This is a genomic window from Rhodopila sp., from assembly GCF_035548235.1.
In the GTDB taxonomy this organism is placed as follows: domain Bacteria; phylum Pseudomonadota; class Alphaproteobacteria; order Acetobacterales; family Acetobacteraceae; genus Rhodopila.
On sequence record NZ_DASZTJ010000101.1, the window covers coordinates 50,189 to 75,544 of the forward strand.

Annotated in this window: 20 protein-coding genes; 8 read left to right on the top strand and 12 right to left on the bottom strand. The window is 67.9% G+C overall.

All coding sequences use genetic code 11. The features are described from left to right. The first annotated feature begins 144 nt into the window (after window positions 1-144). Complete coding sequence (gene zwf / locus VHB27_RS08740) at window positions 145-1,689, top strand: glucose-6-phosphate dehydrogenase (protein ID WP_325599330.1); 1,545 nt, start codon at window positions 145-147, stop codon at window positions 1,687-1,689. Window positions 1,690-1,735: 46 nt separating this feature from the next. On the opposite strand, the gene VHB27_RS08745 is transcribed toward zwf, so the two are convergent. The 4 genes from VHB27_RS08745 to VHB27_RS08760 form a co-directional block, all read right to left on the bottom strand. Then, the gene (locus tag VHB27_RS08745; RefSeq protein WP_325599332.1) at window positions 1,736-2,230 is read right to left on the bottom strand and encodes a hypothetical protein; all 495 of its coding nucleotides are present in this window, start codon (window positions 2,228-2,230) and stop codon (window positions 1,736-1,738) included. A gap of 13 nt (window positions 2,231-2,243) precedes the next feature. After that, window positions 2,244-2,678 carry a DUF6197 family protein gene (locus VHB27_RS08750; RefSeq protein ID WP_325599334.1) on the bottom strand — a complete coding sequence of 145 codons (435 nt, stop codon included), beginning with the start codon at window positions 2,676-2,678 and terminating at the stop codon, window positions 2,244-2,246. 162 nt (window positions 2,679-2,840) lie between these two features. Further along, window positions 2,841-4,511: a stimulus-sensing domain-containing protein gene (locus VHB27_RS08755; protein WP_325599337.1), complete on the bottom strand. Its 1,671-nt coding sequence runs from the start codon at window positions 4,509-4,511 to the stop codon at window positions 2,841-2,843. Continuing rightward, entirely contained in the window at window positions 4,512-5,213 is a 702-nt protein-coding gene (locus VHB27_RS08760; RefSeq protein ID WP_325599339.1) for a response regulator transcription factor, read from the bottom strand. It lies immediately after the preceding gene. Window positions 5,214-5,326: 113 nt separating this feature from the next. Between VHB27_RS08760 and VHB27_RS08765 the strand changes: the two genes are divergently transcribed. Next, window positions 5,327-6,037 (top strand): HugZ family protein, encoded by a 711-nt coding sequence (locus VHB27_RS08765; RefSeq protein ID WP_325599341.1) that lies wholly within the window; start codon window positions 5,327-5,329, stop codon window positions 6,035-6,037. Between the two features lie 129 nt (window positions 6,038-6,166). Beyond that, window positions 6,167-6,901 carry a DUF2272 domain-containing protein gene (locus VHB27_RS08770; RefSeq protein WP_325599343.1) on the top strand — a complete coding sequence of 245 codons (735 nt, stop codon included), beginning with the start codon at window positions 6,167-6,169 and terminating at the stop codon, window positions 6,899-6,901. Window positions 6,902-6,929: 28 nt separating this feature from the next. Here the strand turns inward: VHB27_RS08770 and VHB27_RS08775 are convergent, their stop codons facing one another. Continuing rightward, entirely contained in the window at window positions 6,930-7,508 is a 579-nt protein-coding gene (locus tag VHB27_RS08775; protein WP_325599345.1) for a glutathione S-transferase family protein, read from the bottom strand. Between the two features lie 10 nt (window positions 7,509-7,518). Beyond that, window positions 7,519-7,929 carry a rhodanese-like domain-containing protein gene (locus tag VHB27_RS08780; RefSeq protein ID WP_325599347.1) on the bottom strand — a complete coding sequence of 137 codons (411 nt, stop codon included), beginning with the start codon at window positions 7,927-7,929 and terminating at the stop codon, window positions 7,519-7,521. A gap of 36 nt (window positions 7,930-7,965) precedes the next feature. Between VHB27_RS08780 and VHB27_RS08785 the strand changes: the two genes are divergently transcribed. Next, on the top strand, window positions 7,966-8,985 hold the full coding sequence (locus VHB27_RS08785; protein WP_325599349.1) for a cysteine synthase A: 1,020 nt from the start codon (window positions 7,966-7,968) through the stop codon (window positions 8,983-8,985). Window positions 8,986-8,999: 14 nt separating this feature from the next. On the opposite strand, the gene VHB27_RS08790 is transcribed toward VHB27_RS08785, so the two are convergent. The 5 genes from VHB27_RS08790 to VHB27_RS08810 form a co-directional block, all read right to left on the bottom strand. Next, window positions 9,000-11,471, bottom strand: coding sequence for a hybrid sensor histidine kinase/response regulator (locus tag VHB27_RS08790; protein ID WP_325599351.1), 2,472 nt, complete (start codon window positions 11,469-11,471; stop codon window positions 9,000-9,002). Between the two features lie 192 nt (window positions 11,472-11,663). Continuing rightward, on the bottom strand, window positions 11,664-12,131 hold the full coding sequence (locus tag VHB27_RS08795; protein WP_325599353.1) for a response regulator: 468 nt from the start codon (window positions 12,129-12,131) through the stop codon (window positions 11,664-11,666). 243 nt (window positions 12,132-12,374) lie between these two features. Then, entirely contained in the window at window positions 12,375-13,709 is a 1,335-nt protein-coding gene (locus VHB27_RS08800; RefSeq protein ID WP_325599355.1) for an ATP-binding protein, read from the bottom strand. A 1-nt stretch (window position 13,710) separates the two neighbouring features. Further along, window positions 13,711-14,409 carry a response regulator transcription factor gene (locus VHB27_RS08805; protein WP_325599357.1) on the bottom strand — a complete coding sequence of 233 codons (699 nt, stop codon included), beginning with the start codon at window positions 14,407-14,409 and terminating at the stop codon, window positions 13,711-13,713. A 1-nt stretch (window position 14,410) separates the two neighbouring features. Beyond that, a complete protein-coding gene (locus tag VHB27_RS08810; RefSeq protein WP_413788620.1) occupies window positions 14,411-14,941 on the bottom strand; it encodes a MarR family winged helix-turn-helix transcriptional regulator in 531 nt (176 codons plus the stop codon). A gap of 102 nt (window positions 14,942-15,043) precedes the next feature. Here VHB27_RS08810 and VHB27_RS08815 point away from each other — a divergent pair, with 102 nt between their 5' ends. Next, window positions 15,044-15,943, top strand: a complete 900-nt coding sequence (locus tag VHB27_RS08815; protein WP_325599359.1) for a branched-chain amino acid aminotransferase — start codon at window positions 15,044-15,046, stop codon at window positions 15,941-15,943. A gap of 151 nt (window positions 15,944-16,094) precedes the next feature. Continuing rightward, on the top strand, window positions 16,095-17,381 hold the full coding sequence (locus VHB27_RS08820; RefSeq protein ID WP_325599361.1) for a flavin monoamine oxidase family protein: 1,287 nt from the start codon (window positions 16,095-16,097) through the stop codon (window positions 17,379-17,381). A 172-nt stretch (window positions 17,382-17,553) separates the two neighbouring features. On the opposite strand, the gene VHB27_RS08825 is transcribed toward VHB27_RS08820, so the two are convergent. After that, the gene (locus VHB27_RS08825) at window positions 17,554-21,228 is read right to left on the bottom strand and encodes a PAS domain S-box protein (RefSeq protein WP_325599363.1); all 3,675 of its coding nucleotides are present in this window, start codon (window positions 21,226-21,228) and stop codon (window positions 17,554-17,556) included. Between the two features lie 353 nt (window positions 21,229-21,581). On the opposite strand from VHB27_RS08825, the gene VHB27_RS08830 reads away from it, so the two are divergent. Further along, window positions 21,582-23,213 carry a hydantoinase B/oxoprolinase family protein gene (locus VHB27_RS08830; RefSeq protein WP_325599365.1) on the top strand — a complete coding sequence of 544 codons (1,632 nt, stop codon included), beginning with the start codon at window positions 21,582-21,584 and terminating at the stop codon, window positions 23,211-23,213. 60 nt (window positions 23,214-23,273) lie between these two features. Continuing rightward, a complete protein-coding gene (locus tag VHB27_RS08835) occupies window positions 23,274-25,295 on the top strand; it encodes a hydantoinase/oxoprolinase family protein (RefSeq protein WP_325599367.1) in 2,022 nt (673 codons plus the stop codon). The last annotated feature ends 61 nt before the right edge of the window (window positions 25,296-25,356 follow it).

Genomic DNA, 25,356 nt, shown 5'->3' on the forward strand with positions numbered 1-25,356 from the left:
GCTCGGGGTTAATGAGGAGAGCCGTTCACGCGTCGCGGGTTCGCTTTTGGGCGGGTTCGCTCTTGGGACGCACGTCGTTCGGGCGTGCGTCGTTCGGGCCTGCGTCGTTCGGGACAGGCCGGCGCCGAAGCATAGGAAGATCAGATGACAGACGCCCAACCGACCGGAGAAGTGCTGAGTGCCCCACCCCGCCGGTCGGCCAAGCCGCCCGGCCCTTGCGCCATGGTCATCTTCGGCGCCGGTGGCGACCTGACCAAGCGGCTGCTGGTCCCCGCGCTGTACAACCTGGCGAACACCGGCTTATTGCCTCAGGCATTCGCGCTGATCGGCGTGGACATCGCCGACCTCGACGCCGATCGCTGGCGCGACAGCCTGCATGAGATGTTGGAGAGCTTCGTCGGCAGGACCTCCAGCGAAAGCCGCATCGACCATGTCGATGAGGATACCTGGCGTCGGCTGACCGGGCAGATCGCGTATATCAAGGGCGACTTCGAAGACAAGGCGACGTTCCAGACGATCAAGTCGCAGATCGAGCAGGCGCACGGAACCGGCGGCAATTGCCTGTTCTATCTCGCGGTCGCCGACCGGTTCTTCGGCCCCATCGCCACCGCCCTGGGCGAGGCCGGGTTGATGGAGGAAAACTGGGACCCGGACGGCACCCGACCCGAACACTGGCGGCGGATCGTGATCGAAAAGCCGTTCGGCCACGACCAGGCATCGGCCCGAACGCTGAACGCGACGATCCTGCGTGCGGCGGAAGAGCACCAGATCTACCGCATCGATCATTTCCTTGGGAAGGAAACGGTACAGAACATCATGGCGCTGCGCTTCGCCAACGGAATGTTCGAGCCGATCTGGAACCGCGACCGGATAGACCATGTGCAGATCACCGTGGCGGAAACGGTCGGCGTGGAGACCAGGGGCCGGTTCTACGAAAAGACCGGCGCGCTGCGCGACATGGTGCCGAACCACGTCTTCCAGCTTCTGGCCATGGTGGCGATGGAGCCGCCGGGCGGGTTCGACGCCAAGGCCGTTCGCACCCGCAAGTCCGACGTGTTCGCCGCGCTGCGCACCGTTTCGCCCAAGGATGCGGTGCGTGGCCAATACGACAGCTATCGGCAGGAAAAGGACGTCGCGCCGGATTCCAACGTCGAGACCTATGTCGCGATGCGCCTGTCCATCGACAACTGGCGCTGGGCCGGCGTGCCGTTCTACCTGCGCACCGGCAAGCACATGTCGCGCCGGATCACGGAAATCGCCATCCGTTTCAAGCCCGCCCCCTATGCGCCTTTCGAGGATACCAATGTCGCCGCGCTGCCGCCCAACTGGCTGCTGCTGCAGATCCAGCCGGACGAAGGCATCGCCTTGCAGTTCGAGGTCAAGCGCCCCGGCCCCGTCGTCGACCTGGCCGCCGTTCAGATGGCCTTCAAATATGCCGACTGGTTCCCCAAGGAGCCGAACATTGGATACGAAACCTTGATCTACGATGTCATGATCGGCGACCAGACCCTGTTCAACAGGGCGGACATGGTCGAGGAGACATGGCGCGCCGTGGCCGAGGTGCTGGACGATTGGAGCAAGACGAAGCCGGCGTCGTTTCCGAACTATGCCTCCGGTTCGGACGGCCCCACGGACGCCGACGAGTTGCTGGCCCGCGACGGGCGAAGCTGGCGTCCGATCAAGGGATGATGCCCGAGGACCATGGCCCGTGCCTGCAGGCCATGGTCCCCTCGTCTTATTTCGTGCCGCCGCTGGCGGTGCCCTGCGTCTGCGTATGACGTGTGTTGCCGGCCGTGTTGGCTATCGTGCTGCCGCTGCCCGGCACGACGGTCCTGCCCGTCGCCCCCGGCACTGTCGGGTTCCGCGCGGCATGGCTGCTGCGCGCCGTCGTCGAGCCGGCATCACCGGTGTACATCCCCGATGCCGCCTTGCTGTCGGCCGTTCCCGGCGACGCGGTGGCCGACCGGTTGCTGCCGGCGTTGCCTGTCAGGTTCTGCCCCTGCGCGAACGCACCGGCGACAGGGGCCGCCAGGATCGTTGCTGCCAGGAAAAGAGTAGATGAAAACCGCATGGCTTGCTCGTTTCCTTTCATCAGATCCGAAAATTCGCGATCCGTGAAAGTCAAACGTGCAGTCTCCGCGCCGGGTTGTCGCGGCGAACTTATTGTGAAGGGCAACATGACATGGCAGGCTGGCTCGACCACACCCCCGGCGCGGTCGATACCCACCACGGCGAGAGGGCCGCTACAGGCGCGCGCGCGCGATCGCCTCATCGAAGGCGGACAAGACCTGCCGGTGGCTGGAATTGTCGTTCATGCTTTCGATATCGTTGAACCCGCGGCTCATCGCCACCGCCAACAGCATCGCGTTCGCACCCGTCTGAGGCCCCTGGAGGTTCATCAGCCGAGCGGCGCCGCGCAGAGCGCCGACGGCGCAGCGACGGCCATCGCGCGTTTCATAGCGCCGCTGCACCCAATCCTTCCGATCCTCGATCAGCGCTCGGCCGATCATCAGGACCTGCAGCGTCACGTTGTCGGCCTGACCCGGCGGCAGCGGCGTGAACGCGGTCGGCGGCAGCAATTTGCCGGGGTTCGGCTCACCCCACAGGAATCGGCCCAGCCGATCCCAAAGTGAAACCTTCGATTGCGGGGCAATGTATCCAAGTCCATCGAACGGCATGGGAGCCTCCTAAACTTCCTAGGATGCCGCTCATTTAACCACGATCTGAGGCGGTTGTTCAAACCGCACGATAAATTGCGTCCGCGATTTCCGCGGCTTCGGCATCGCGTACCGGTGACACCGTCGGAACGTTCCTACGGAACCGGCTGAAATCCCGATGATTTATGCCTTGCGCAGCCGCACGATGAATCGCGCGCCCAGCACCTTCCCTTTCGCGTCCCGCCGGTTCTCGGCCGAGATCTGACCCTGCAGCGCCTCCACGATCTGCCGGCTGATCGACAGACCCAGCCCCGAGTGGTGGCCGAAGCTCTCGTTTTTCGGCCGTTCGGAGTAGAACCGGTCGAAGATGTGTTCCAGCTTCGCATCGGGAATGCCGGGGCCTTCGTCCTCCACCGACAGCTCCGCCATCAGGCCCAGGTCGCGCACCCGCGCGACGATCCGGCCCCGCGGCGGGCTGAAGGATTGCGCATTGCCGATCAGATTGCGCAGCACCTGCACCAGCCGGTCCTCCACCGCCCAGACGGTCACCCCGCCGGGCGGTGCCACCACTTCCAGCCTGGGATCGTCATCGTCGCGGGTCGCCTCGTCCAACTCCTGCAGCGTCCGGAGGATCGGCACCACGTCGACCGGCCCGGCCGACACGCGCGACATCTCCGCGTCCAGCCGCGACGCGTCGGATACGTCGCTGATCAGCCGGTCCAGCCGCACGACGTCCTGCCCGATGATGGTCAGCAACTGACGCTGGCGGTCGATATCCTCGATCCGCAGCAGGGTTTCGATGGCGCTGCGGATCGACGACAGCGGGTTCTTGATCTCGTGCGCCACATCGGCGGCGAAGCGTTCCGTGGCGTCCATCCGCTCCCACAGCGCCGCCGCGCTATCGGACAGCGCCGAGGCAAGCGCCCCGATCTCATCCCGCCGCCGCAGCAGGAACGCGGGAACGCTGCCGGAGCGGCCATGGCCCTCCCGCATATCGGCCGCCGCTTCGGCCAGGCGCAGGATAGGACGGGCGATGGTCAGCGACAGGTACCATGACAACAGCACCGTCAGCGCCAGCGCCAGCCCGAACAGCGCCAGGATCGACATGCGGACGGTGTAAAGGCTTTGGTCGACCTCCCGCGCCTCTCGCGTCAGGGAGACGATGCCGACCGTGTGCTTGTCGCGCTCGACCGGAACGGCGACGGTGACCAGCAGGCGGTTGTCGCGGGTGCGACGAATATAGGGTGCGGTCTCGCGGCTGTTGCCGGCGCTGTTGAGGCGCAGCTCCTCCTTGACGTCCGGCTGCCAGTCCGCGCCGCCGGCGCCGGGCGTCAGGTCCACGAGCGTGTTCGAAGCCTGGTGCGGCAGCAGCGCGAGGACCCAGTCGTAGATGGACCCGACAGCGCGGAAGAACGGCCCATGATCGACCGGTGGCGGCAGCGGTTCGGTGGTGATGGTGCCGGACGGCCCCTCCCGCTGCCGGGAGTCCGCCAGGACCGTGCCGTCGGGGGCATACAGCTTGGCCTCGGCATCCGGCGTGGGTTCGGTCAGGCGCCGCAGCAGCGACGCGGCGACGGGCGCGATCAGCCGGGGCACGTCCGGATCGGTGGTGCGGACGGCGCTCTCGCCAAGCGCGCCGGCAAAGACGCGGGCCTGCTCGCGCAGCGCGGTGACCTGCGCTTCCAATAGCCCATTCTGGTACTGGTCCAGATACAGCAGCGCCACGACCAGCAGCGCCAGCGGCAGGGCATTCACCAGCAGGATGCGGCGCAGCAGGGGCGAGACCCAACGCTGGCGCAGATGCCTCAGGTCCCGCCGCGCGGTCAGCCCACTGAAGAAGAAGCCATCAGGCAATCACTGCTCCTTGTAGCGGTAACCGATACCATACAGCGTTTCGATATGGGTGAACTCTTCGTCGCCGGTACGGAATTTCTTGCGGATACGCTTGATGTGACTGTCGATCGTGCGGTCGTCGACATAGATGTTCTCGCCATAGGCGGCGTCGATGAGCTGGTCGCGGCTTTTCACGATTCCGGGACGCGTCGCCAGCGCCTTGACCAGCAGGAACTCGGTGACCGTCAACTGGATGTCGCGGCCGCGCCAGGTGCATTGGTGCTTGGTTTCATCCAGCACCAGATCGCCGCGCGTCAGGATGCCGCCGGGCGCCGCGCCCGACCCTTCCGCCTTCCCCGCCTCATTGCGCCGCAGCAGCGCCCGGATGCGCTCGATCAGCAGGCGCTGGCTGAAGGGCTTGCGGATATAATCGTCGGCGCCGAGGCGCAGGCCCATCAGCTCGTCGACCTCCTCGTCCTTCGACGTCAGGAAGATCACCGGCATCGAGTTGCGCTGGCGCAGCCGCTGCAGAAGCTCCATGCCATCCATGCGCGGCATCTTGATGTCCAGCACCGCCAGGTCGGCCGGACGGGCCGTCAGTCCTTGCAGGGCGCTTTCGCCGTCGGTGTAGGTGCGGACGGTGAAACCTTCCTGCTCCAACGTCATCGACACGCTGGTGAGGATGTTGCGGTCGTCGTCGACCAGGGCGATCGTCTGCTTCATGGCGAAAATCCTGTTCCCCTGTTGTGTCGTGCCGGTTGTCTCGTGCGGGCGGTTGCCGGATGAGTCATATAGGCGCGAATTGTGGCGCATTGCGGACGGGAAGTGAACGAATCATGGCGCGACCGGCTGACGATGATGGCTTCGATCCGGCCTGGAGCGCGCGCTGCCTGTTGCGCGCCGTCCGGGTCGGCACGCTGGCGACCAGCGCCGGCGGGCATCCCTTCGCCTCCCTGGTCACGCCGGCCTGCGCACCCGACCTGTCTGTCCTGATGCTGCTGTCGCGCCTGTCGCCGCATACGCGGCACCTGATGGCCGACGGGCGGTGCTCGATCCTGGTGACGGGCACGCCGGAGACCGAAAACCCGCAGACGGCGCCCAGGGTGACGCTGGTCGGTTCGGCCGCCCCTATCGCGGATGAGGCGCTTCTGCACCGTTACCTGGCGATCCACCCTTATGCGTCGCAGTACGCAGGCTTCGGCGACTTCGGCCTCTGGCGCCTCACGCCCGCCGAGGCCCAGGTCGTAGGCGGGTTCGCTCGGGCGCGACGGCTGGGCGCGAGCGACCTTGTGCCGGCAGCGGACGCCGTGGCGGCCATCGCGACGGCGGCCGAAGGGATCATGGCCCATTGCAACCAGGACCATCCCGACGCGCTGGCCGCCATCGCCGGCCCGCCGGGGAATTGGCGGATGGTCACGGTCGATACCGACGGCTTCGACCTGGCCCGAGCGGAAACGGTGCGCCGCTTCGCCTGGGCGGCCCCCGTCGGGACCGCGGCGGAGATCCGCGGCGAACTGGTGCGGATGACCCGCGCAGCCAGGGCCTGAGGGCGCATGCGGCACTCCATCTGGCGTTCCCTCCGGCGTTCCCTGGCGACTCGGGCCCGGCGGCTCTACCGTCTGTCGGCGCCGGCGTTCCTGGCGCCGCTGCTTCTGACCGCCTGTGTGGGACATATGATGCCTGACGCGCACGTGCCGCCTTTCGCCAAGAAACCCTATGAGGCGTTCAGCCGGGCGGCGGTGGTGGCGATCGCGCTGCGCGAATGGCGGCTGTTCGGCCAGCCGATGGACGACCCCGAGGGCGAGGCGGCGCGGGTGGTCAAGCCCGAACGGGAGGAAGGCCTGTGGCAGCGCATCGGCGAATACTGGTGGCTGGGCCTGAACGCCGGCTCCTACGAGAGCGCCTGGACAGGCAAGCATGACGGTCAGGGCCGCGTCTTCCCGCCGGACCAGGATGGCGAGTACGCGTGGTCGGCCGCGTTCGTGTCCTATGTCTTCCGCATCGCCGGCGCCGGTCCGCGCTTCCCGTATTCGGCCGATCACGCGGTCTATATCAACGCGGCGCGGGAAGTCTCGCTGGGACGCACGAACCGGTGGCTGCTGTCAGCCGAACGGGTGCAGGACTATGCGCCGCGGCCGGGCGACCTGGTGTGCTTCGGCCGCGCCTCGGCAAGGGGGCTGCGTTACCAGGACCTGCCGACGCCGGGCCTGTTCCCGTCCCATTGCGACATCGTCGTCGACACCGGCGAGCCGGGGTCGATCAAGGTCATCGGCGGGAACGTTCAAGACGCGGTGACGATGAACATCGTGCCCGTGACGCCGGACGGCCGCCTGGCGACCCCGGACGGTACGGTGCTGGACACGCGGTTTCCGTGGATGACGGTGCTGCGCGTGCTGGATGGGACGCCATGAGCGCGGCGCCCCCTTTGGCGCATCTCCTTCAGGGCAGCGCGTAGCCCTCCGCCGCCTCGATCTCCAGCGTCTTTTTCACCGCTGGCCGCTGCATCATCTGTTCGTAATGCCGCATCAGGTTCGGAAATCCCGCCGTGCCTTCCGCCAGGCCGCGGCCGAAGCGCCAGAACAGGCGGAACAGATGGATGTCGGCGATCGAATAGCGCCCCACCGCCCAGGTCTGATGACCCAGCCGGCGGTCGGCGATCCCATAGATCATGCGTGCATGGTCCTCCCCCTGGCGCCGCGCCGGATGGACCGTGGAGGCGACGAACGACATCCACGAAATCACCTGCGCGCTGGCCTCGACATCGCCGAAGGGGAACAGCTTCGCGTCCGGATAGGTATGCGCCAGGTAGTACAGGCAGGCCGCGACCTCGGTGATCGGGCGGCCGTCAACCACCAGTGTCGGCACCTTGCCCTCGGGATTGAGCGAGCGGAATTCGGGCGGGTCCTTGTCACGCTCCGCGAAGACGATCCGTTTCGTCTGGAACGGTGCGCCGACCTCGTGCAGCCCGATATGCACCGCCATCGAGCTCGATCCGGGGGATTGATAGAATGTGTACATGAACGCTCCCTTATCGTTGACGCCACGGCAGCCCGTCGGCTTTCCAGCCCGCCGCATGGCCGCGATGGCCTTCGGCATCGACCGGCCCTTCGAACCCGTCGGCGATGTTGTAGACATGCGCGAATCCGGCAGCCCGAGCGGCTTCGGCCGCGGCAAGGCTGCGCGCGCCGCTGCGGCAGAGGAAATAGATGTGATCCTCCGGCTTCAGCCCCGCCCGCCCCAGGTCCTCGACGAAGGACGCATTGCGCTGCATCGTCGGATAGACCTGCCAGGGGATCAGCACCGCCTGCTTGCCGGCCTCGCCCAAGTCGGGAATGCCGACGAAGTTCCATTCCGCGTCCGTCCGCACATCGACAAGCTGCGCCGACGGCTCCGTTTTCAGGGCTTCCCAGGTCTGGGTTGGCGGGACATTCTGAACCATGACAGCCGCTCCGATGCGGAATTGAGGGGACATCCTATGACAGCCGCCTATCACGGCAAGAGCTTCCAGACCGACCTTGCCGACGCGATCGGCCAGACCCCCCTGATCAAGCTGCGCCGGGCGTCCGAGGCGACGGGATGCACGATCCTGGGGAAGGCGGAGTTCATGAACCCCGGCGGGTCGGTGAAGGACCGGGCGGGCCTGGCGATCATCACCGATGCGGAACGGAAAGGCACGCTGCGCCCCGGCGGCACCGTCGTCGAAGGCACCGCCGGCAACACCGGCATCGGCCTGACCCTGGTCGGCAACGCCCGCGGCTATCGCAGCGTGATCGTGATGCCGGAGACCCAGTCGAAGGAGAAGATCGACTTCCTGCGCATGATCGGCGCCGACCTGCGCCTGGTGCCGGCCAAGCCCTATCGCGACCCCGGCAACTACGTCCATGTCTCACGCCGCCTGGCCGAGGACATGGCCAAGGAAACCGGCAATGCCATCTGGGCCAACCAGTTCGACAACCTCGCGAACCGCGAAGGCCACCGCGCCACGACGGGGCCGGAAATCTGGGACCAGACCGACGGCCGCGTCGACGCCTTCACCTGCGCCTGCGGCACCGGCGGCACGCTGGCCGGCGTGGCGCTGGCGCTGAAGGAGCGCAATCCCCAGGTCCGCATCGTCCTGGCCGACCCGCTGGGCAGCGCTCTGTATGGCTGGGTGAAATCCGGCGACATGACGGTGGAAGGATCCTCCATCACCGAGGGCATCGGCCAGTCGCGGGTCCCGGAGAACCTCGCCGGCGCGCCGATCGACGATGCGGAGCGCATCCCCGACGCCGAGGCGCTGGAACAGATCTACGACGTGCTGATCCACGAGGGCCTGTCGGTCGGGACTTCGGCCGGGATCAACATCGCCGCGGCGATCCGCGTGGCGAAGGCGCTGGGGCCAGGGCACACCGTCGTCACCATCCTGTGCGACGGCGGGTCCCGCTACCAGTCGAAGCTGTTCAATCCCGACTTCCTGCGCGGCAAGAACCTGCCGGTACCCGGCTGGCTGGCGTAAGGGACGCGCACCGCTCAGGCGGCCCGGCGCGTCCGCTCGCCATAGAGGGCCGCAGCCAGTTCATCGGGGTGGAACGGCTTGCCCAGGACCGGCCAGCCCGAGCGCGCGAGGCGCGCTTTCGCCGCCTCGAGGTTGCGCTCCCCGGCCATCAGCACGACGCGAAGCCCCGGACGCAGCGCCAGAGCGGCCTCGGCGAGATCGATCCCACCCTGGCCGGCTTCGTTCCCGCTTCCCAAGGCCAGATCGACGAGCAGGACGTCCACCCGGTCGCCGCGTCGCAATTTCATCAGCACCGTGTCGCTGTCCGCCGCCTCCCGCACACGGTAGCCCAGCGAGGCCACGTCCCGGATCGAGGCTCGACGGAATCCGTCATGGCCGTCGGCCACCAGCACCGTCTCCTCTTCCCCTGCCGTCTTGATCCTTGCCGCGGCAGGTCCCAGCGCGTCGTCGCGGGAATCTGCCACCCGGGGCAAGTACAAGCGGAAGGCAGAGCCGATGCCCGGCTCGCTGCGGACCGTCAGGTGGCCGCCCGATTGGTTGGCGAAACCAAACACCATGGACAGCCCCAGGCCGGTCCCTTCATCCGGTCCCTTGGTCGTAAAGAACGGCTCGAAGATGCGCGCCAGCACTTCGGGCGGCATGCCCGTTCCGGTGTCGCGGATCGTGATGACCACATAGATCCCGGACGCGAGGCCATCGAAAAACGGCCGGTCCGCCTCGTCGATCCGGATCGAGCGGGTGCTGATCTCCAACCGTCCGCTGGCCTCCATCGCGTCGCGGGCGTTGGCGCCGAGGTTGATCAGCGACGCCTGCAACTGGACCGGGTCCACGAGCGCCGATCCCACCCCCGAACCCAGGTCGATCGTCATCACGATCCCTTCCCCCAGCGCTCGGCGCAGCAGGCGGCCGACATCGCCGACCAGGGCGTTGATGTCGATCGTCTCCGGCCGCAGCGGTTGGCGGCGCGCGAAGGCCAGCAGGCGCTTGACCAGGTCGGCGCCCTGCGTCGCCCCATGCAGCGCCTCGTCGCACAACTCCGCCGCCTCGGTCCCGGCCACGAGCATCGGGCGCAGCAGGTCGAGGTTGCCCATGATGACGCCCAGCAGGTTGTTGAAGTCGTGGGCGATGCCGCCCGCAAGGTTGCCGATCGCTTCCATCTTCTGCGACTGCGCCAATTCCCGCTCCAGCAGACGCAATTGGGTGACGTCCCGGGTCGTGCCCGCCACGCGGCGGACGCCGCCATCCGCCTCGACGATCGCCCTGCCGTCGATCTGGAGCACCACCACCGTCCCATCCGGCCGGATGGCGTGCAAGTCGATCGGACCCGGCTGGCGCTGGGCCACCACCTCGGCGAGCCAAGCCCTGCGCGGCGCCAGGTCTTCGGTTTCCAGCACCGATCGCAATGTGTCTTCGGTGGGCTGGAAGGACGGATCGATGCCGCGGATGCGATAGAGGTTGCGCGACCAGAGGATGCGGCCCGTATCAAGCTCCAGTTCCCAGCTTCCGGTGCCGGCGATCTCCTGCGCGCGGTCCAGCCGCGCTTCGCTGGCCGCGAGGGCCGCGGCGTGCTCCGCCTGGTCCCGGACATGGCGGGCGATCGTCAGGAACAGGAGAAGGCTGGCTCCCGAGAGCGCGACGGTCGCAACGATGGCATCCAGCGACTGACGCCACCAGGCGTGGAGGGCGGAGGAGGTTTCAAGCGCAACATCGACCACCAGCCGGTAGCCGGCGACCAGATGGACCGCCATGAGCATGCGATGATCGATGAAGAAGCCCTGCGTCTTGACGGTGCCGCCGCCCCGCGCGACCAGTTCGAAGAAGGCGGAACCGGGACGAACCGAGAGCGGCTGGCCCCGTTCCGCAGCGTCTCCCTGGACGGGCATCGCCGGGTAGCGCACCATCAGGGTGCCATCGGTGCGGAGCAGGCTGATGGCGATGTGCCGCGGCTGGGCGACGGAGCGGTATTGATCGCTGAAATAGTCAGACGAGAAATCGGCAACCGCGCCGCCGAGGAATCGTCCATCCGGTCCTTCGATCCGCCGCGCCACGAAGAATGATTCGCGGCCCGTCGCTCGGCTGGTGTAGGGGCCGGCGATGATCAGGTCGCCGTCGCGACGATCCCGCAGCCGCTGGAAGTAGTCGCGGTCGGCGACGCTGAAGAGCGCGCCCGAGTGACCTCGGCCGATCGTCATGCCGTCGGCGCCGAACACGGCCAGGCCGTCGGTGGGCGGCAGTGTCGCGACAAGGTCCGTCAGCAATTGCCGGCCATTCGGGCTTGCGAAGACCGCACGGAGCGCCTCGGGCGTCGTGACGTTCATTTCCTGCGCACGGGCCAGCACGCTTCGCAGCAGGATGTCGGCGACCTGGATACGATGCGCCGCATGCTCCGCCAGCAGGACGCTCAAATCCGTCGCCGTCGCCCATGCCTCGGCCTGGGTGCGGCGATAGACGTCCCATACGGCGGTCGCGCCCAGGCTGATCGTCAAGAAGCAAACCGCGAAGCCGATCAGTCGGAGCCGGCCGACCAAATCAAGTCGAGTGGCCCATCGCCACATGCGATCGATGTCCGTGTCTTGCGGCCAGGCGCCCCGGTGCGAAGCAGGACGACCATCGGCCCGCCGCACAAGTAAGCTTGGCAACGATACCGTGAAGGCGCAGCCGGATCCCTGCCGGCCGCGCTACAGGGGCGTGCTCATGGAGTGGAAGGAAGACGACATCGGACCCGGCATCCCGCGGACCAAGGAGGTCCGTGCGAAACTGGGCACGCTCGCCCGCCCCCCGGTCAGCGCGGCGACGACGTCGGCACGTCGGAACGGCTTGGGGAGTTCGATGACAGGCAACCGCAACTCCAGCGCGACTATCGCCTTGGCGAGACGCAGGTACCCGGCGCCGAAGCCCGACATGGCGATGATCTTCATCTCGACCGAGGAATTCGACGCGGCGATATGGCGCAGGATGTCCACGCCATCGACATGCGGCATGACCATGTCGACGACCAGAACGTCGGGCTGAACACGGGATACAGCCTCCAGCGCCTGCAATGGGTCGTTTACGGCAACGACCTCGAATCCCAAGTCCTCTGCAATACGGCTGATGATCGTGGTGAAGCTTTTCTCATCATCGATAACCAGAAGTTTTTTCGACATACGTGCTCCACTGCCGTTTTGACAGCCAATCAAGGACCATTTTTGGCCGTGCCTTCCGGGTCCGGCCTGCAATCCACGCTATAGAATGATACGATTGGATACAACTAAAAATTTCACTGAAATGTGATTAGACGGATTCCCTCCCGGCAATTCCTGACGCCGTCGCAGATCGTTATGGTGAAGATACGAACTCTCCTTCGGCGCCTTGGCGGCGCCGGTCCCGTTCGGCGCTGATCCAGCCAATCAGATCGGCAGGCGAATGCGGGCGCGCAGGCCGCCCAGCGGACTGTCCTCCAGGAAAATCTCGCCGCCATGGGCGCGCACGATGTCGCGCGCGATCGTCAACCCCAGCCCGGTGCCGCCGACGGAGCCGGTCTCGAACGGACGGAACACGCTCTCCCGCCGGTCCGCGGGGATGCCGGGACCGTCGTCGTCCACCGTGACCTGGACCGACCGTCCTTGTGCCGAGGCCGCCAGCACCACCCTTTGCGCATGCCTGCGCGCGTTATCCACAAGGTTGGTGATCGCCCGGCGCACCGCGTCGGCGCGCAGCTTGATCGGCAGGCTGGTTTCCACCTCGACTTCCAGCCGCGTGCCGGACCGGCGCGCGCCGGCGGCGACGTCGTCGAGGATGGCTGTCAGGTCGACCTCCTCGGCCTGCTCGATCCCCTCGCCCCGGGCAAACGCCAGGTAGCCGCCGATCATGCGCTCCATTTCCTCAAGGTCGGCGGTCATCTCCGCGATGTCCTGACGCTGGTCCGGATGGGGCGGCAGCATCGCCAAGGCGAGACGCAGGCGCGTCAGCGGGGTGCGCAGGTCGTGCGACACGCCGGCCAGCATCTCGGTCCGCTGTGCCAGGAAACGCCGGATCCGTTCCTGCATCCGGTTGAAGGCGGTGGCCGCCTGCCGCACTTCCGACGCCCCTTCCGGCCGGATGGGCGGCACGTCGCGCCCCATGCCGAACGCCTCGGCCGATCGGGCCAGGCGGCGGATGGCGCGCACCTGGTTGCGCATGAAAACGGCGGCGATGATGAACAGCAGCAGCGCCGATCCGACCAGCCAGCCGACGAACAGGAAGATCGTGCCGGTCGACAGCCGCTTGCGCGGCGCCACCACCGACACCACGCCGTCGGGCATCTGCAGCTTGATCAGCACGGAACGCGGGTCAGAGGTCCAGTCCATCGTGAACGGGACATGGAACCGCTGCTCCAGCGCTTGGGCGAGGTCGTCGTCTGCCGGCCCCAGCACGTTCTCCCACTTGCGGTGGCGCAGCACCACGCCGGGCTCGATCTTGATCTCCAGCAGGAATTCCTCATACGCCAGCCGCAGGACGCGGGCCCGTTCCGCCGGGGTGTCCGCCTGCCGCGTCAGCGCCAGCGTGTAGGCGATTTCCCCCGCGATGGAGCCGGACAGGCGCCGCGACACCACGCTCAGGTGATTGCCGTAGAACATCTGCAGCGCGATCGCCTGCACCAGCACCAGCGGCATCAGCATGATCAAAAGCGTGCGGCCCAGCAGCGAGCGTGGGACGAACCGCTTCAACACATGCTGGTACGGCAGGGCAAGGCGCAGGCGCATGTCAGAACCCCGGCTTCAGCATATAGCCCCTGCCGCGCACCGTGTGGAGGAATCGCGGCTCCCGCGGATCGGCCTCGATCTTGCGGCGCAGGCGCACGACCTGGACGTCGATGGCGCGTTCGCCGGAATCGTCCATGCCCAGGGCCTCGGCGATGTCCTCACGCGTCAGCACCTCGTTGGGCCGGCGCGCCAGCGCCATCAGCAGCGCCGCTTCGCCGCCGGTCAGGCGGATCGGGCCGGAGGGGTCGCGAAGCTCCCCGCGATCGAGGTCGAAGAAGGCCTTGCCGATGCGGACCGGACCGGACCTTGCCTCGACCGCCGGCACGGGGACGCGGCGCAGCAGGGCACGGATGCGCAGCACCAGTTCCCGCGGCTCGAACGGCTTGGGCAGGTAGTCGTCCGCGCCGGCCTCGAACCCCGCGATCCGGTCTTCCGGCGCGCCGCGCGCGGTCAGCAGCAGGACCGGCAAGTCGGCGTGCTCGCCCCGGCGCAGGAACTGGATCAGGTCAAGCCCGGTCTCGCCCGGCATCATCACGTCCAGAAGCATCAGGTCATAGGACAGCGACCGCAGCTTGGCCCGAGCGTCGGCGGCGTCGTGGGACGCAGTGACGCGGAACCCCTCGGTCGCCAGGTAACGCGCCAGGCGCTCGCGCAGCCGGGCATCGTCTTCCACCACCAGGATATGGGTGTCGTCCGCCATCTCAGGCATCCTCGGCCGCCCCCGTGCCATCGATATAATCCCGCGCGCCCTTGTCCATGACGGCACGCATGACGGCGCGGAAGCCCTGGACGGCTTGTGGGCCGGCGGCCCGGTACGCCGCCGCAAGCTTGGCCTGCTGGCTGGCGAACAGCCGCCGTTCCAGCGCCTGCCCCTTCTCGGTCAGCGTCAGCAGGCGCTGCCGCCGGTCCTCGTAGCCGGGCGCCTGGGCGACGAAACCCTCATCGACCAGCGTGTTCAGCACGCGGGCAAGGGATTGTTTGGTGATGCGCAGGATCGCCAGCAGGCCGGAGACCGTGATCCCCGGATTCCTCCCGATGAAATGCAGCGCGCGATGATGTGCTCGGCCCAGGCCAAGGTCTTCCAGCACCTTGTCGGCGACGGTGGTAAAATCGCGATAGGCGAAGAACAGCAGATCCTGCGCCAGCCGCATTTCCCTGTCGCCGACGTCGACCTCTGGTGTCGGCGGCGCCAATTTCATCGGGGGGGCCGACCGGGATCGGGTTTTCAGCATGCCTGTCATTCGTTCGCCAGTTAGGTCAGTATTGTTGACATAAATCGGGGATTATTTTAGATCATCGATGCTGCACGCAACAAAATTACGAGGTAAGCGGCCATGACGCTCATTCCTTTCGACGACCGGGACGGCTGGATCTGGCTGGACGGCTCCTTGATCCCCTGGCGGGATGCGAAGCTGCATGTTTTATCGCACGGTTTGCACTATGCCAGTGCCGTGTTCGAAGGCGAACGTGCGTATGGCGGCAACATCTTCCGCCTGAGCGACCATTCCCGCCGCCTGGTCGAGTCCGGGCGCATCCTGCGCTTCGAGATTCCCTATTCGATCGAGGCGATCGACGAGGCCTGCCGGCAGGTGCTGGCGGCCAACGACCTGGCCGAGGGGTATGTCCGCCCGATCGCCTGGCGCGGGTCGGAACAGTTGGCGGTGTCCGCCACCGGCACCTCTGTGCACCTGGCGATCGCCGCGTGGCCCTGGCCCAGCTATTTCGGCGGCGCGCGGATGCAGGGCATCCGCGTGGCCCAGGCCGAATGGCGCCGGCCGCCGCCCGACTGCGCGCCGGTGAAGGCCAAAGCCGCGGGCCTGTACATGATCGGCTCGCTGGCCAAGGTGAAAGCCGAGGCCGAAGGCTACGCCGATGCGCTGATGCTGGACTGGCGCGGACTGGTGTCGGAAACGACCGGCGCCAATATCTTCCTGGTGATCGACGGCGAGTTGCACACGCCCGACCCCGACGCGTTCCTGGACGGCATCACAAGGCGCAGCGTCATCAGCCTGGCGAAGCGGAACCAGATGAAGGTGGTGGAGCGGCAGATCCAACCCTCCGACCTGGCCCGAGCGACCGAGGTGTTCCTGACCGGCACGGCGGCCGAGGTGACGGCGGTGCGTGAGATCGGCCCGCACACCTATACGCCGGGACGGATGACCGAGACGCTGATGCAGGCGTATGATGACCTGGTGCTGCAATCGCCGGAAACGGTTGCATCCATGATCGGGTAAGCCAGGGGCGAGGGATGTGCGGGCGGGAGGCGAGTTCGATGTTGCGTGCAGGCTGCCTGCCGTTCGTTCGGCACATCCCGTCGCCCACGCGCGTGGAGACCGGTGCGCCAGGCTGCCCGCCTGGCCGCAACCCCGCCGGGGGCCTTGCCTCATGACGGACACTGATTGCGTCATCGTCGGCGCCGGCGTCGCCGGCCTCGGCGCCGCCGCCGCGCTGCGGCAGGCGGGGCGGACCGCGGTGGTCGTGGAGGCGTCCCCTCGCGTCGGCGGGCGTGCCTGGACCGCGTATCCCGAGGCGTTGGGCCATGTCTGGTTCGACATGGGCGCCGTCTGGTTCCACGACGCCGAGAACAATCCGCTGACCGCGATCGCCCGCACGGCCGGGGACACGCTGCTGCGCTCGGACGAGATCCGAAAGGAGCGCACCTTCATCGGCAGCCGGCAGGCGACCGACGCCGAACTTCAGGACTACCAATCCGCCTGGTCGCGTTACGAGGCGGCGACCGACGCGCTTCTGGCGCGGCATGGCGACGTCCCCCTGGCCGAGATCGCCCGCGCCCTGCCCGGCGATCCCTGGTCCCGCACCATCGAAGCCTGGGAAGGCCCCGTCATCTGCGCCGTCGATGCCCAGGACTTCAGCGCCCGCGACTGGCGCAACAACGCCCTGAACGGCGTCAACCTCGTGCCGGAAGGCGGTATCGGCAGCTTCGTCCGCCGCCGCCTGACCCAGGGATTGGACATCAGGCTCGACATGCCGGTGCGCCGGGTCCGCTGGGGCGGCCCGAACGGGTCCGTGAGCATCGAGACCGACGCCGGCGCGCTGACAGCCGCCACCTGCATCATCACGGTCTCGACCGGCGTGCTGGGCAGCGGGGCGCTGCGGTTCGATCCCGCACTGCCGGCGCGCGTGACCGAGGCGATCGATGCGCTGCCGATGGGACTGGCCAACAAGATCGTCCTGCGCGCCACCGGGCCCGACCGCCTGGACCTGCCGCTTCATTGCTCCGTCGACGTGATGGTGAACGAGGCGCATCCGGTGTTGATGCCGTTCCAATGCTGGCCCTTCGGCCGCGACTACGTCCAGGCTTGGATCGGCGGATCGACCGCCTGGGACCTGGCGCGGGACGGAGACGCGGCATCGATCGACTACGCCCTGTCGTATCTGCGGAGCCTGTTCGGTGGCCGAGTGGATGGCCTGTTCCGGCACGGCCCGACCGTGCTGACGCATTGGCATGCCGATCCGTGGGTGAGAGGGGCCTATTGCTATGCCAGGCCCGGCGCGTCGGGCGCGCGCGAGGCATTGGGAGAGCCTGTGAGCGACGGCCACCTGATGTTTGCCGGGGAAGCGTGCAACACCCCCTATGCCGGCACCGTGGCCGGCGCATGGATCAGCGGCCAGAAGGCAGCGAAGACGGTGCTGGCGACGCTGGGGGGATAGCATCGGCCCGCCCCGTTGCCGCCACTCGGTTATGGCCCGGGTTGACCGGGCCGTCCCGTGCCTGAGCGAAAGAAGGTGGCCCGGTCGGGGCGGCGATCGCCATGACAGGGGCTTGCGACCAGGGGGCCCATGTCAGGCCCACGTCAACGCCCCAAGCGCTCACCCACCGGCTTCACCCGGCCTTCTCGTCGAACAGCGCCACCCCAAGCAACTGCGTGATCCCCCGCCCGTCTTCCGACAGCGGCAGCAGCAGGCGCTCGAATTGCGTCGGGGCGCCGTCGCCGAAATCGAAGCGCATGAACTGGTAGACCGGCTGGCGGTCCCGCGCGCAGCGGCGGTAGGCGGCTTCGAGCGAACCCAGCACCTCCTCGTCTTCCGGCGCATGGGAGACCGTTTCGCCCACCAGGTCTCGTCCCAACCGCGTGACGATCGCCTCGCCGGCGCGGACATAGCGCATCTCCACGCCGCCGCGGGTCGGGCGGATGGAGACGATGAAACTGTTTCGCTGCAGGTCGAACGCGTCGGGACGAATATCCGCCGGGCGCGGCAGCGCATCTCCGGCGCATGCCCCGGACCAGGCGAAATACAGCTCGCGCAGCGCCGACGTGCGCACGCGGTCCAGCAGCGGCTTGCCGGCGGTCGGCCGCAATTGCGTGACCAGGTTGTGCCGCCCCAGCCGTTCCAGGACGGCGCTCGCCAGGGTCACCTCGTCGAACGGCTTCACCAGGACCGTCCCCGGTTCGGGGTCCGCCTCCGGCGCGTGATCGGCGATGAACAGCACGGGCAGATTGGGCCGCTGCGCCCGAAGCTGAGCCACCAGGGCCGGTCCATCCACACCCTGCGAGCCTGTGCCGTCGGCACCCGGAAGGGCCGGCCCGCCCGTGCCCTGCAGGGCCACACCGGTGATCACCAGGTCGAGCCGGTCCAGCGTATCCATCAGCACCAGCGCGACCTCGGCGTTCCGAGCTTCGACGACCGTATAGCGCAGGTCGCGGAGCGTGCCGGCGATCATCTGGCGCACCGGGTCGTCGGCCTCGGCGACCAGCACCATCGCACCGCCATGCAGGGCCGGATCCAGTTCAGGCTCCAGTTCCTCGGGCGCGATGGCGGGTTCGTGATCCGGACGCGACAGCACGATCTCCACCGTCGTGCCGATGTCGGGCGTGCTGCGGATCAGCAAGGTGCCGCCGCTCTGTTCCGCGAACCCGTCCACCATGGCCAGGCCGAGGCCGGTACCTTTTCCGGCCTCCTTGGTGGTGAAGAACGGCTCCGTCGCGCGGGCCAGCACCGCCGGCGGCATGCCGCGCCCGGTATCGCGCACGCCGACCGCGACATACTGCCGGTTGGGCAGGTGCCCCGGCCGTTCCTCGGGCGAAAGATTGCGCGCGGTCAGCGTCAGCGTCCCACCGCTCGGCATCGCGTCGCGCGCGTTGACCACCAGGTTCAGCAACGCGATCTCGAGCTGTTGCGGATCCGCCCAGATCGGCCAGGTCTCGTCTGGTACGCTGATCACTCGCTTGATGGCGGGGCCGACGGTGGAGGCCGCCAGGCTGTCGACCGCGTCGAAGACCGAACGGACGTTCAGCGCCCCCGGCCGAAGCTCTTGCTTGCGGGTGAAGCTCAGAAGCTGGCGCACCAGGGAGCCCGCCCGTTCGGTGGCCAGTTCGCCGCGAGCGATCGCGTCCAGCAGCGCCTGCGAGTCAGCCCGGCGCCGGATCGCGCTGAAACTGCCCTTGATCACCGACAGGACGTTGTTGAAATCGTGCGCCACGCCGCCGGTCAGTTGCCCCAGCGCCTCCAGCTTGCGCGATTGCCGAAGCAGCGCCTGCATCTCCTCCCGCCGCCGGATCTCCGAGGCCAGTTCCTGCGCCGCGTCGCTCAGGGCGCGGGTGCGTTCCGCGACCAGGGCTTCCAGCTCCGCCTCGTAGCGGGCCGAGGCTTCGCGCGCCGCGACGATTTCCGAGATGTCGGTGGATGTCCCCAGCCACTGCGCCACCCCTCCGTCGCCCCGCCGCAACGGGACCGCGCGGGAGAGGAACCATTGGTGGCGGCCATCGGCGCCGCGCAGCCGGTGTTCCATGGCGAACGGCTCGCCGGTCTGAAGCGAATGGTTCCAGGCCGCGATGCTCGTGGGCGCATCGTCCTCGTGCAGGAAATCGAGCCAGCTTCCGCTGCCCGAGGCGCCCCGCGACGCACCCGAGTAATCCGACCAGCGGCGATTGTAGAACGCCACCCGGCCATCCGGTTCCGCCACGAACGCCATCTGCGGCATGGCCTCGACCAGGTTGCTGAACCGCGCGATGCTGTCCTGGAGCGCGGCTTCCATGGCTTTGCGGTTGGTGATGTCCTCGACGACGCTGATAAGCCGGTTGGGCTGCCCGCTTTCGTCCAGCAGCAGCGCAACGGTCAGGTTCGCCCAGACGATGTGCCCGTCACGGTGACGATAGCGTTTCTCCATCGAATAGGTTTTCAGCGTGCCCGCGAGCAGGGCCCGAAGCTGCGCCAGGTCCGATTCCAGGTCGTCGGGATAGGTCACGTCCTGGAATGTCAGCCGAAGCAGTTCCTCCTCGGGGTAGCCCAGGATCTCGCAGAGGCGCCGGTTGACCTGCAGCCAGCGCCCATCCAGCGCGACATGCGCCATGCCGACGGCGGCTTGCTCGAACGTGCCGCGAAACCGCGCTTCGCTTTCCGCCAACGCCGCTCGGGCCCGGTTTGAGTCGGTGATGTCGACGGCCACGGTGCCGTAGCCCTCATGCTTGCCGGCATCGTCGTGCAGCCCCAGGGTGATGCAATCGACATCGATCGGGGCGCCGTCGCGCTGGCCGGCAAGCTGCATGACGCCTTCCCATATCCCGGCGTCGCGCGCCGCGGGCAGCACCTCCTCCTGCAGCAGCGCCTGGGAGCCTGGCGCGACGGTGTCGGCGATCGTCAACGCGGCAAGGTCGGTCTCCGGCACGAAGCCCAGCAGCGCCCGGCCGGCCGGGTTCATGTAGCGCAGGTGCCCGTCGGCGTTGGCGACGTCCACCAGGTTCGGCGACGCATCGATGAGTTGGCGCAGCAGGCGGTTCTCGGTCCGGGTTTCCTGTGCCTCGGTGACGTCGATGGCGAAGCCGACCCATTCGATCAGCCGCCCCGACGTGTCGCGCACCGGCATGGTCCGGCGGCGCACCCATCGCCAGGCGCCGTCCGAGCGGAGAGCGCGGAACGTCATTTCGTGGGTGTCGTCCCCGCCAAGGGCGACATGGGTGTCGCGCAGGACGCGGTCGCGGTCGTCGGGATGGACAAGCGGCAGCCACTCCGCGGGCGGGCACCTCTCGCCGGACAGGCCGGTGAATGCATGCCATCGCCGGCTGGGATAGGTGATCGTGCCATCCAACTGCATGAACCAGGACATGGAGCGGGGATGCTCCGTCAGCGCGCGCAGCCTGGCCTCGGACCGTGCGAGGGCGGCCCGCGCCTCCACCAGTTCGGTCACGTTCCGGCAGACCAGCGAAAGCTGCGCACGGTCTCCGGGTTGCTTGGTCGCGGTGCAGTCCCACCAGGACGCGGGGGGTCCCTCGAAGCGGACCATGACCTTGCCGGATGCGTCCACCATGGCAGCCGCGAGGGCATGGCGCAGGCCGGTGCGGGCGCCTTCGGGCCACCGCTCCTCCAGCGGGCCGTCCGGCACCTGCTGCGCGTCCAATCCCAGCAATTGCCGGGCGAGCGGGTTCAGTCCATGGATCGTCCCGTCAATGTCCAAATCGATGATCGCGTCGCCGCCAGCGAACAGAATGGCGGAAGGCGCGCGGTCTTCCGGCCCCCCATTGCCCGATGCCTCCGGCGACACGGCGGATTCCAAGGGCATCACGATGGACCCGTCCCCGCCGGCCGAACCGTTGTCGATGGTCGATGCGGAGAGGTCGTGGAGACTCGAATTGTCTGGGGGTCAAGCATGAAAAGTAACAGCTGGGCTCGCCGCATCGAAGAAGGACGCGGGCATTCGCCGTTTACGCGAATAAATCGTTTCTGGCACACGTCACTGGGTGCCGCGACGACATCCCGATGCCAATCTCGTCATTGTGATTGCGATCCTCCAAAATTTCAATATTAGATACGATATTGGGACACAGATCGCACCTTACAATGTTTCGGCCGCGACGTAACCCCATATCGCGATCAGGTCTTCCCCAACGGGCGGCGATCCGTCACGATACTTGTATGACAGACCCGATCACCATCGCCGTCCTGCAGAACCGGCTGAACGCCATCGCCGAGGAGATGGGCGAGGCCATGCTGCGCACCGCCTATTCGCAGATCCTGAATTCCTCGCGGGATTTTTCCATCGCGCTGATCGATGCGCGGTGCCGCCTGGTCGCCCAGGCGGATCATATCCCCGTGCATGTCGGCGCGATGCCCTGGGCGGCGAAGGCCCTGGCGGAGCGGTTCCCCAATCCGGCGCCGAACGACGTCTATGTCCTGAACGACCCCTATCGCGGCGGGTCGCATCTGCCGGACCTCACGGTGTTCGTTCCCGTCTTCGCCGAGTCGCGGCTGATGTTCTGGTCCGTGGTCCGTGCGCATCATTCGGATGTGGGTGGTGCCACCCACGGGGCCTACAACCCCGCCGCGACGGAAATATGGCACGAGGGCCTGCGCCTGCCGCCCATGCGGCTGACCGAGAACGGCATCCTGCGCGAAGACATCCTGGAGATGCTCGCGTTGAACGTGCGCCACCCGCGCGATTTCCGTGGCGACCTTGCAGCGCAGATCGGTTCCGCGCGGTTGGGCGAGCAGCGGCTCAACGCCGTCATCGCCGAATTCGGCGCCGAGACCCTCTCTGAGTCCGTGGAAGCGATGCTGGACGCGGCGGAACGCTACGCGCGCGACATCGTCGCCGGCTGGGCGGACGGCGAATACCTGGGCGAGGCGGTGCTGGACGATGACGGCTTCGGCAAGACCGACATCGTCATCCGCGCGCGGGTGACCAAGAAGGGCAGCGACGTCACGATCGACCTGACGGAGTCCGATCCGCAGGTGACGGGGTTCATCAACTCCTCCCACGCCAACACCCAATCGGCCGTTTCGATGGCGTTCGCCTTCCTGCTCGATCCGGGCATCACCAAGAACGAGGGTGCGTTCCGTCCCCTGCACGTGAAGCTGAAAGAGGGCACGATCGTCTGGGCGCGCGAAGGGGCGCCGGTGACGATGTGCACCAGCCACTGCTCGAACGAAGTGATCGAGGCGATCATCGTCGCGCTGTCACAGGCCTGTCCCGACCGCGCGATGGGAGGTTGGGGGCGGCGGCTGCGGATCGCGCTGACCGGGCTCGATCCGCGCACGAAACGCCGCTTCATCTGGCACATGTTCCAGGCGCGACCGGGCGGCGGCGGGTCGGTGGCCGGCGACGGGTATTCGACGATCGGCGAATGGCACAGTGCCGGCGGCATCAAGTTCGGCAGCATCGAAGTGGCGGAGACCCGCTTCCCCCTGGTGTTCGAGACGCACGAGTACCGCCCCGGATCGGCCGGCGACGGTCAGTATCGCGGCGGCTACGGCGGCGACATGCGCATGCGGATCGAGGCCGAGGGCACCACCCTGGCCAATACCGCCGGCGAAGGCACGGTACACGGCGCGCGCGGCATGGTGGGCGGCGAGGACGGCGCACCGCACGACTACACGCTGCTGGCACCCGGCGCGGCGCCCCGGAAGCTGAAAAGCAAGGAGATCAACGTCCCGGTCTCTTCGGGCAGCGTCATCCACGTGCTGTCCGGCGGCGGCGGCGGCTGGGGCGACCCCGCCAAACGCGACCCGTCCGCGCGGGAGGCCGATGCGCGAGAGGGGCTGGCGTGATCGACCGACCCCTGCGCATCACGTCTCTTCCCTTCCCCAAGACCATCTGACAGGAACCGCATGACCTACGCGATCGGCATCGACGTCGGAGGCACCTTCACCGACATCGTCGTCTCCGCCGCCGGCGAAACGATCATCGCCAAGGCCTCCACCACCCCCGCAGACCAGTCGGACGGAGTCCTTGCCGGGATCGGATTGGCTGCGGAACGGCTTGGCTTGACCACCGCGGACCTGCTGCGCCAGACCGCTCGGATCGTTCACGGAACGACTGTCGCGACGAATGCGTTCCTTGAAGGCAAGACGGCGCGCGTCGGACTGCTGACCACCGCCGGCCACCGCGACGTGATCGAGATGCGGGAAGGCCTGAAGCCGGAACGTTTCAACCTGCGCATGACACCGCCCACGCCCCTGGTGCCCCGCCGCCTGCGCCTGCCGGTCACCGAGCGCATCCGCTACGACGGGTCGGTCGAAACGCCGCTGGACCGCGCCTCGCTGGAGGCCGCCATCGCGACGCTGAAGGCGGAAAACGTCGGCGCCGTCGCGATCTGCTTCCTGCACGCCTGGAAGAACCCGGCACACGAACACGCGGCGGCCGAGGCGGTGCGCGCCGCCCTGCCCGGCGTCTATGTCACCACCTCCTTCGACGTGCTGCCGCAGATCAAGGAGTTCGAACGGTTCTCGACCACCGTCGCCAACGCCGCGGTCGGTCCGGTGATCGAACGTTATCTCGGCCGCCTGCGCGGGCGGCTGGAGGAAGCCGGTTACGGCGGCGAATTGCTGGTCATCCTGTCGCATGGCGGCGTGGCCTCGGTGACCGAGGCGACACGGCTGGCGGCAGGGACGGCGCTGTCCGGACCGGCCGGCGGCGTCGCGGCCTGCGTGGCGCTCAGCCGGTCCGGGCTGGCCCAGGACATCATCGGCTTCGACATGGGCGGGACCTCGACCGACATCGCCGTGGTGCGCGGCGGCGTTCCCGGACTATCGGGCGACAAGTCCGTCGCCAACGCTCGGATCGCGCTCCCGAGCCTGGATATCGTGACGCTGGGGGCGGGAGGCGGGTCGATCGGGCACCTGGACCGGTCGGGCCTGCTGGCCGTGGGGCCGGAGAGCGCCGGCGCCGTCCCCGGTCCGGCCTGCTACGGCCAGGGCGGCACGGAGGCGACGGTGACGGACGCCAATCTGGTGCTGGGCTTCCTCGATCCGGCCAACTTCCTGGGCGGGCGGCGGACGCTGGATCGCGACGCCTCGGCCGCGGCGGTGGCGCGCGTCGGGGATGCCCTGGGCATCGGCGTCGAGGACGCGGCCGGCGGCATCCATCGGCTGGTGAACTCCCGCATGGCGGACGGCGTGCGCGTCGCGACGGTGCGGCGCGGGGTCGACCCTCGGGGCTACACGCTGCTCGCGTTCGGCGGCGCGGCGGGACTGCATATCACGGCGGTCGCTTCGGCCCTCGGCGTGGGACGGGTGGCGGTGCCGATCGCGGCCTCGGTGCTGTCGGCCTGGGGCATGCTGAACACCGACCTGCGCGTCGAACTCAGCCGCAGCGTCAGCCAGACGGGCGCGCTGGACACCAAGGCGCTGGGGGCCGCCTATGCCGAGATGGAGGAAGAGGGGCGCGCCCGCCTGTCCTGGTTCGGCGGCGAGGTCGCCACGGTCCGCTCCGCCGACATGCGCTATGGCGAGCAGGTGTTCGAGATTCCGGTCGGCCTGGACGGCGTCGACCTGTCCGACGCGGCGGCGATCGCCGAACGGTTCCACGCGGCGCATGAGGCGCTGTACACCTACGCGCTGCGCGATCAGGAGGTGGTGCTGGTCAATGCGCGCCTGTCGGTGATCGGACGGTTGCCGTCGGTCCCGCAGGCGGCCGCCGCGGACCGGCCCGATGCGCCGGCCAAGGGCACGCGGCGGGTTTGGCTGGGCGGATGGACGGAAATCCCGGTCTATGACTTCCTGGCCTTGGGCAACGGGCAGACGGTTGCCGGTCCGGCGTTGGTTGAATCTGATACGACGACCGTGCTGCTGCGTCCGGGGGATCGGGCGCGGTTCGATCGGGGTGGTTGGCTGGACGTGGCCGTCGGGTAGGACGCCGGCCACCAAGCAAGGATCAATACCGATCGGTATTACATGGTAACGAGCCTCCTTT

Excerpts from the sequence above, each read along its gene's own strand:
- zwf (WP_325599330.1), top strand. The coding sequence starts at position 145 with ATGACAGACGCCCAACCGACCGGAGAAGTGCTGAGTGCCCCACCCCGC.
- VHB27_RS08750 (WP_325599334.1), bottom strand. The coding sequence starts at position 2,678 with ATGCCGTTCGATGGACTTGGATACATTGCCCCGCAATCGAAGGTTTCA.
- VHB27_RS08760 (WP_325599339.1), bottom strand. The coding sequence starts at position 5,213 with ATGAAGCAGACGATCGCCCTGGTCGACGACGACCGCAACATCCTCACC.
- VHB27_RS08765 (WP_325599341.1), top strand. The coding sequence starts at position 5,327 with ATGGCGCGACCGGCTGACGATGATGGCTTCGATCCGGCCTGGAGCGCG.
- VHB27_RS08770 (WP_325599343.1), top strand. The coding sequence starts at position 6,167 with ATGCCTGACGCGCACGTGCCGCCTTTCGCCAAGAAACCCTATGAGGCG.
- VHB27_RS08775 (WP_325599345.1), bottom strand. The coding sequence starts at position 7,508 with ATGTACACATTCTATCAATCCCCCGGATCGAGCTCGATGGCGGTGCAT.
- VHB27_RS08780 (WP_325599347.1), bottom strand. The coding sequence starts at position 7,929 with ATGGTTCAGAATGTCCCGCCAACCCAGACCTGGGAAGCCCTGAAAACG.
- VHB27_RS08785 (WP_325599349.1), top strand. The coding sequence starts at position 7,966 with ATGACAGCCGCCTATCACGGCAAGAGCTTCCAGACCGACCTTGCCGAC.
- VHB27_RS08795 (WP_325599353.1), bottom strand. The coding sequence starts at position 12,131 with ATGTCGAAAAAACTTCTGGTTATCGATGATGAGAAAAGCTTCACCACG.
- VHB27_RS08800 (WP_325599355.1), bottom strand. The coding sequence starts at position 13,709 with ATGCGCCTGCGCCTTGCCCTGCCGTACCAGCATGTGTTGAAGCGGTTC.
- VHB27_RS08805 (WP_325599357.1), bottom strand. The coding sequence starts at position 14,409 with ATGGCGGACGACACCCATATCCTGGTGGTGGAAGACGATGCCCGGCTG.
- VHB27_RS08810 (WP_413788620.1), bottom strand. The coding sequence starts at position 14,941 with ATGCTGAAAACCCGATCCCGGTCGGCCCCCCCGATGAAATTGGCGCCG.
- VHB27_RS08815 (WP_325599359.1), top strand. The coding sequence starts at position 15,044 with ATGACGCTCATTCCTTTCGACGACCGGGACGGCTGGATCTGGCTGGAC.
- VHB27_RS08820 (WP_325599361.1), top strand. The coding sequence starts at position 16,095 with ATGACGGACACTGATTGCGTCATCGTCGGCGCCGGCGTCGCCGGCCTC.
- VHB27_RS08825 (WP_325599363.1), bottom strand. The coding sequence starts at position 21,228 with ATGCCCTTGGAATCCGCCGTGTCGCCGGAGGCATCGGGCAATGGGGGG.
- VHB27_RS08830 (WP_325599365.1), top strand. The coding sequence starts at position 21,582 with ATGACAGACCCGATCACCATCGCCGTCCTGCAGAACCGGCTGAACGCC.
- VHB27_RS08835 (WP_325599367.1), top strand. The coding sequence starts at position 23,274 with ATGACCTACGCGATCGGCATCGACGTCGGAGGCACCTTCACCGACATC.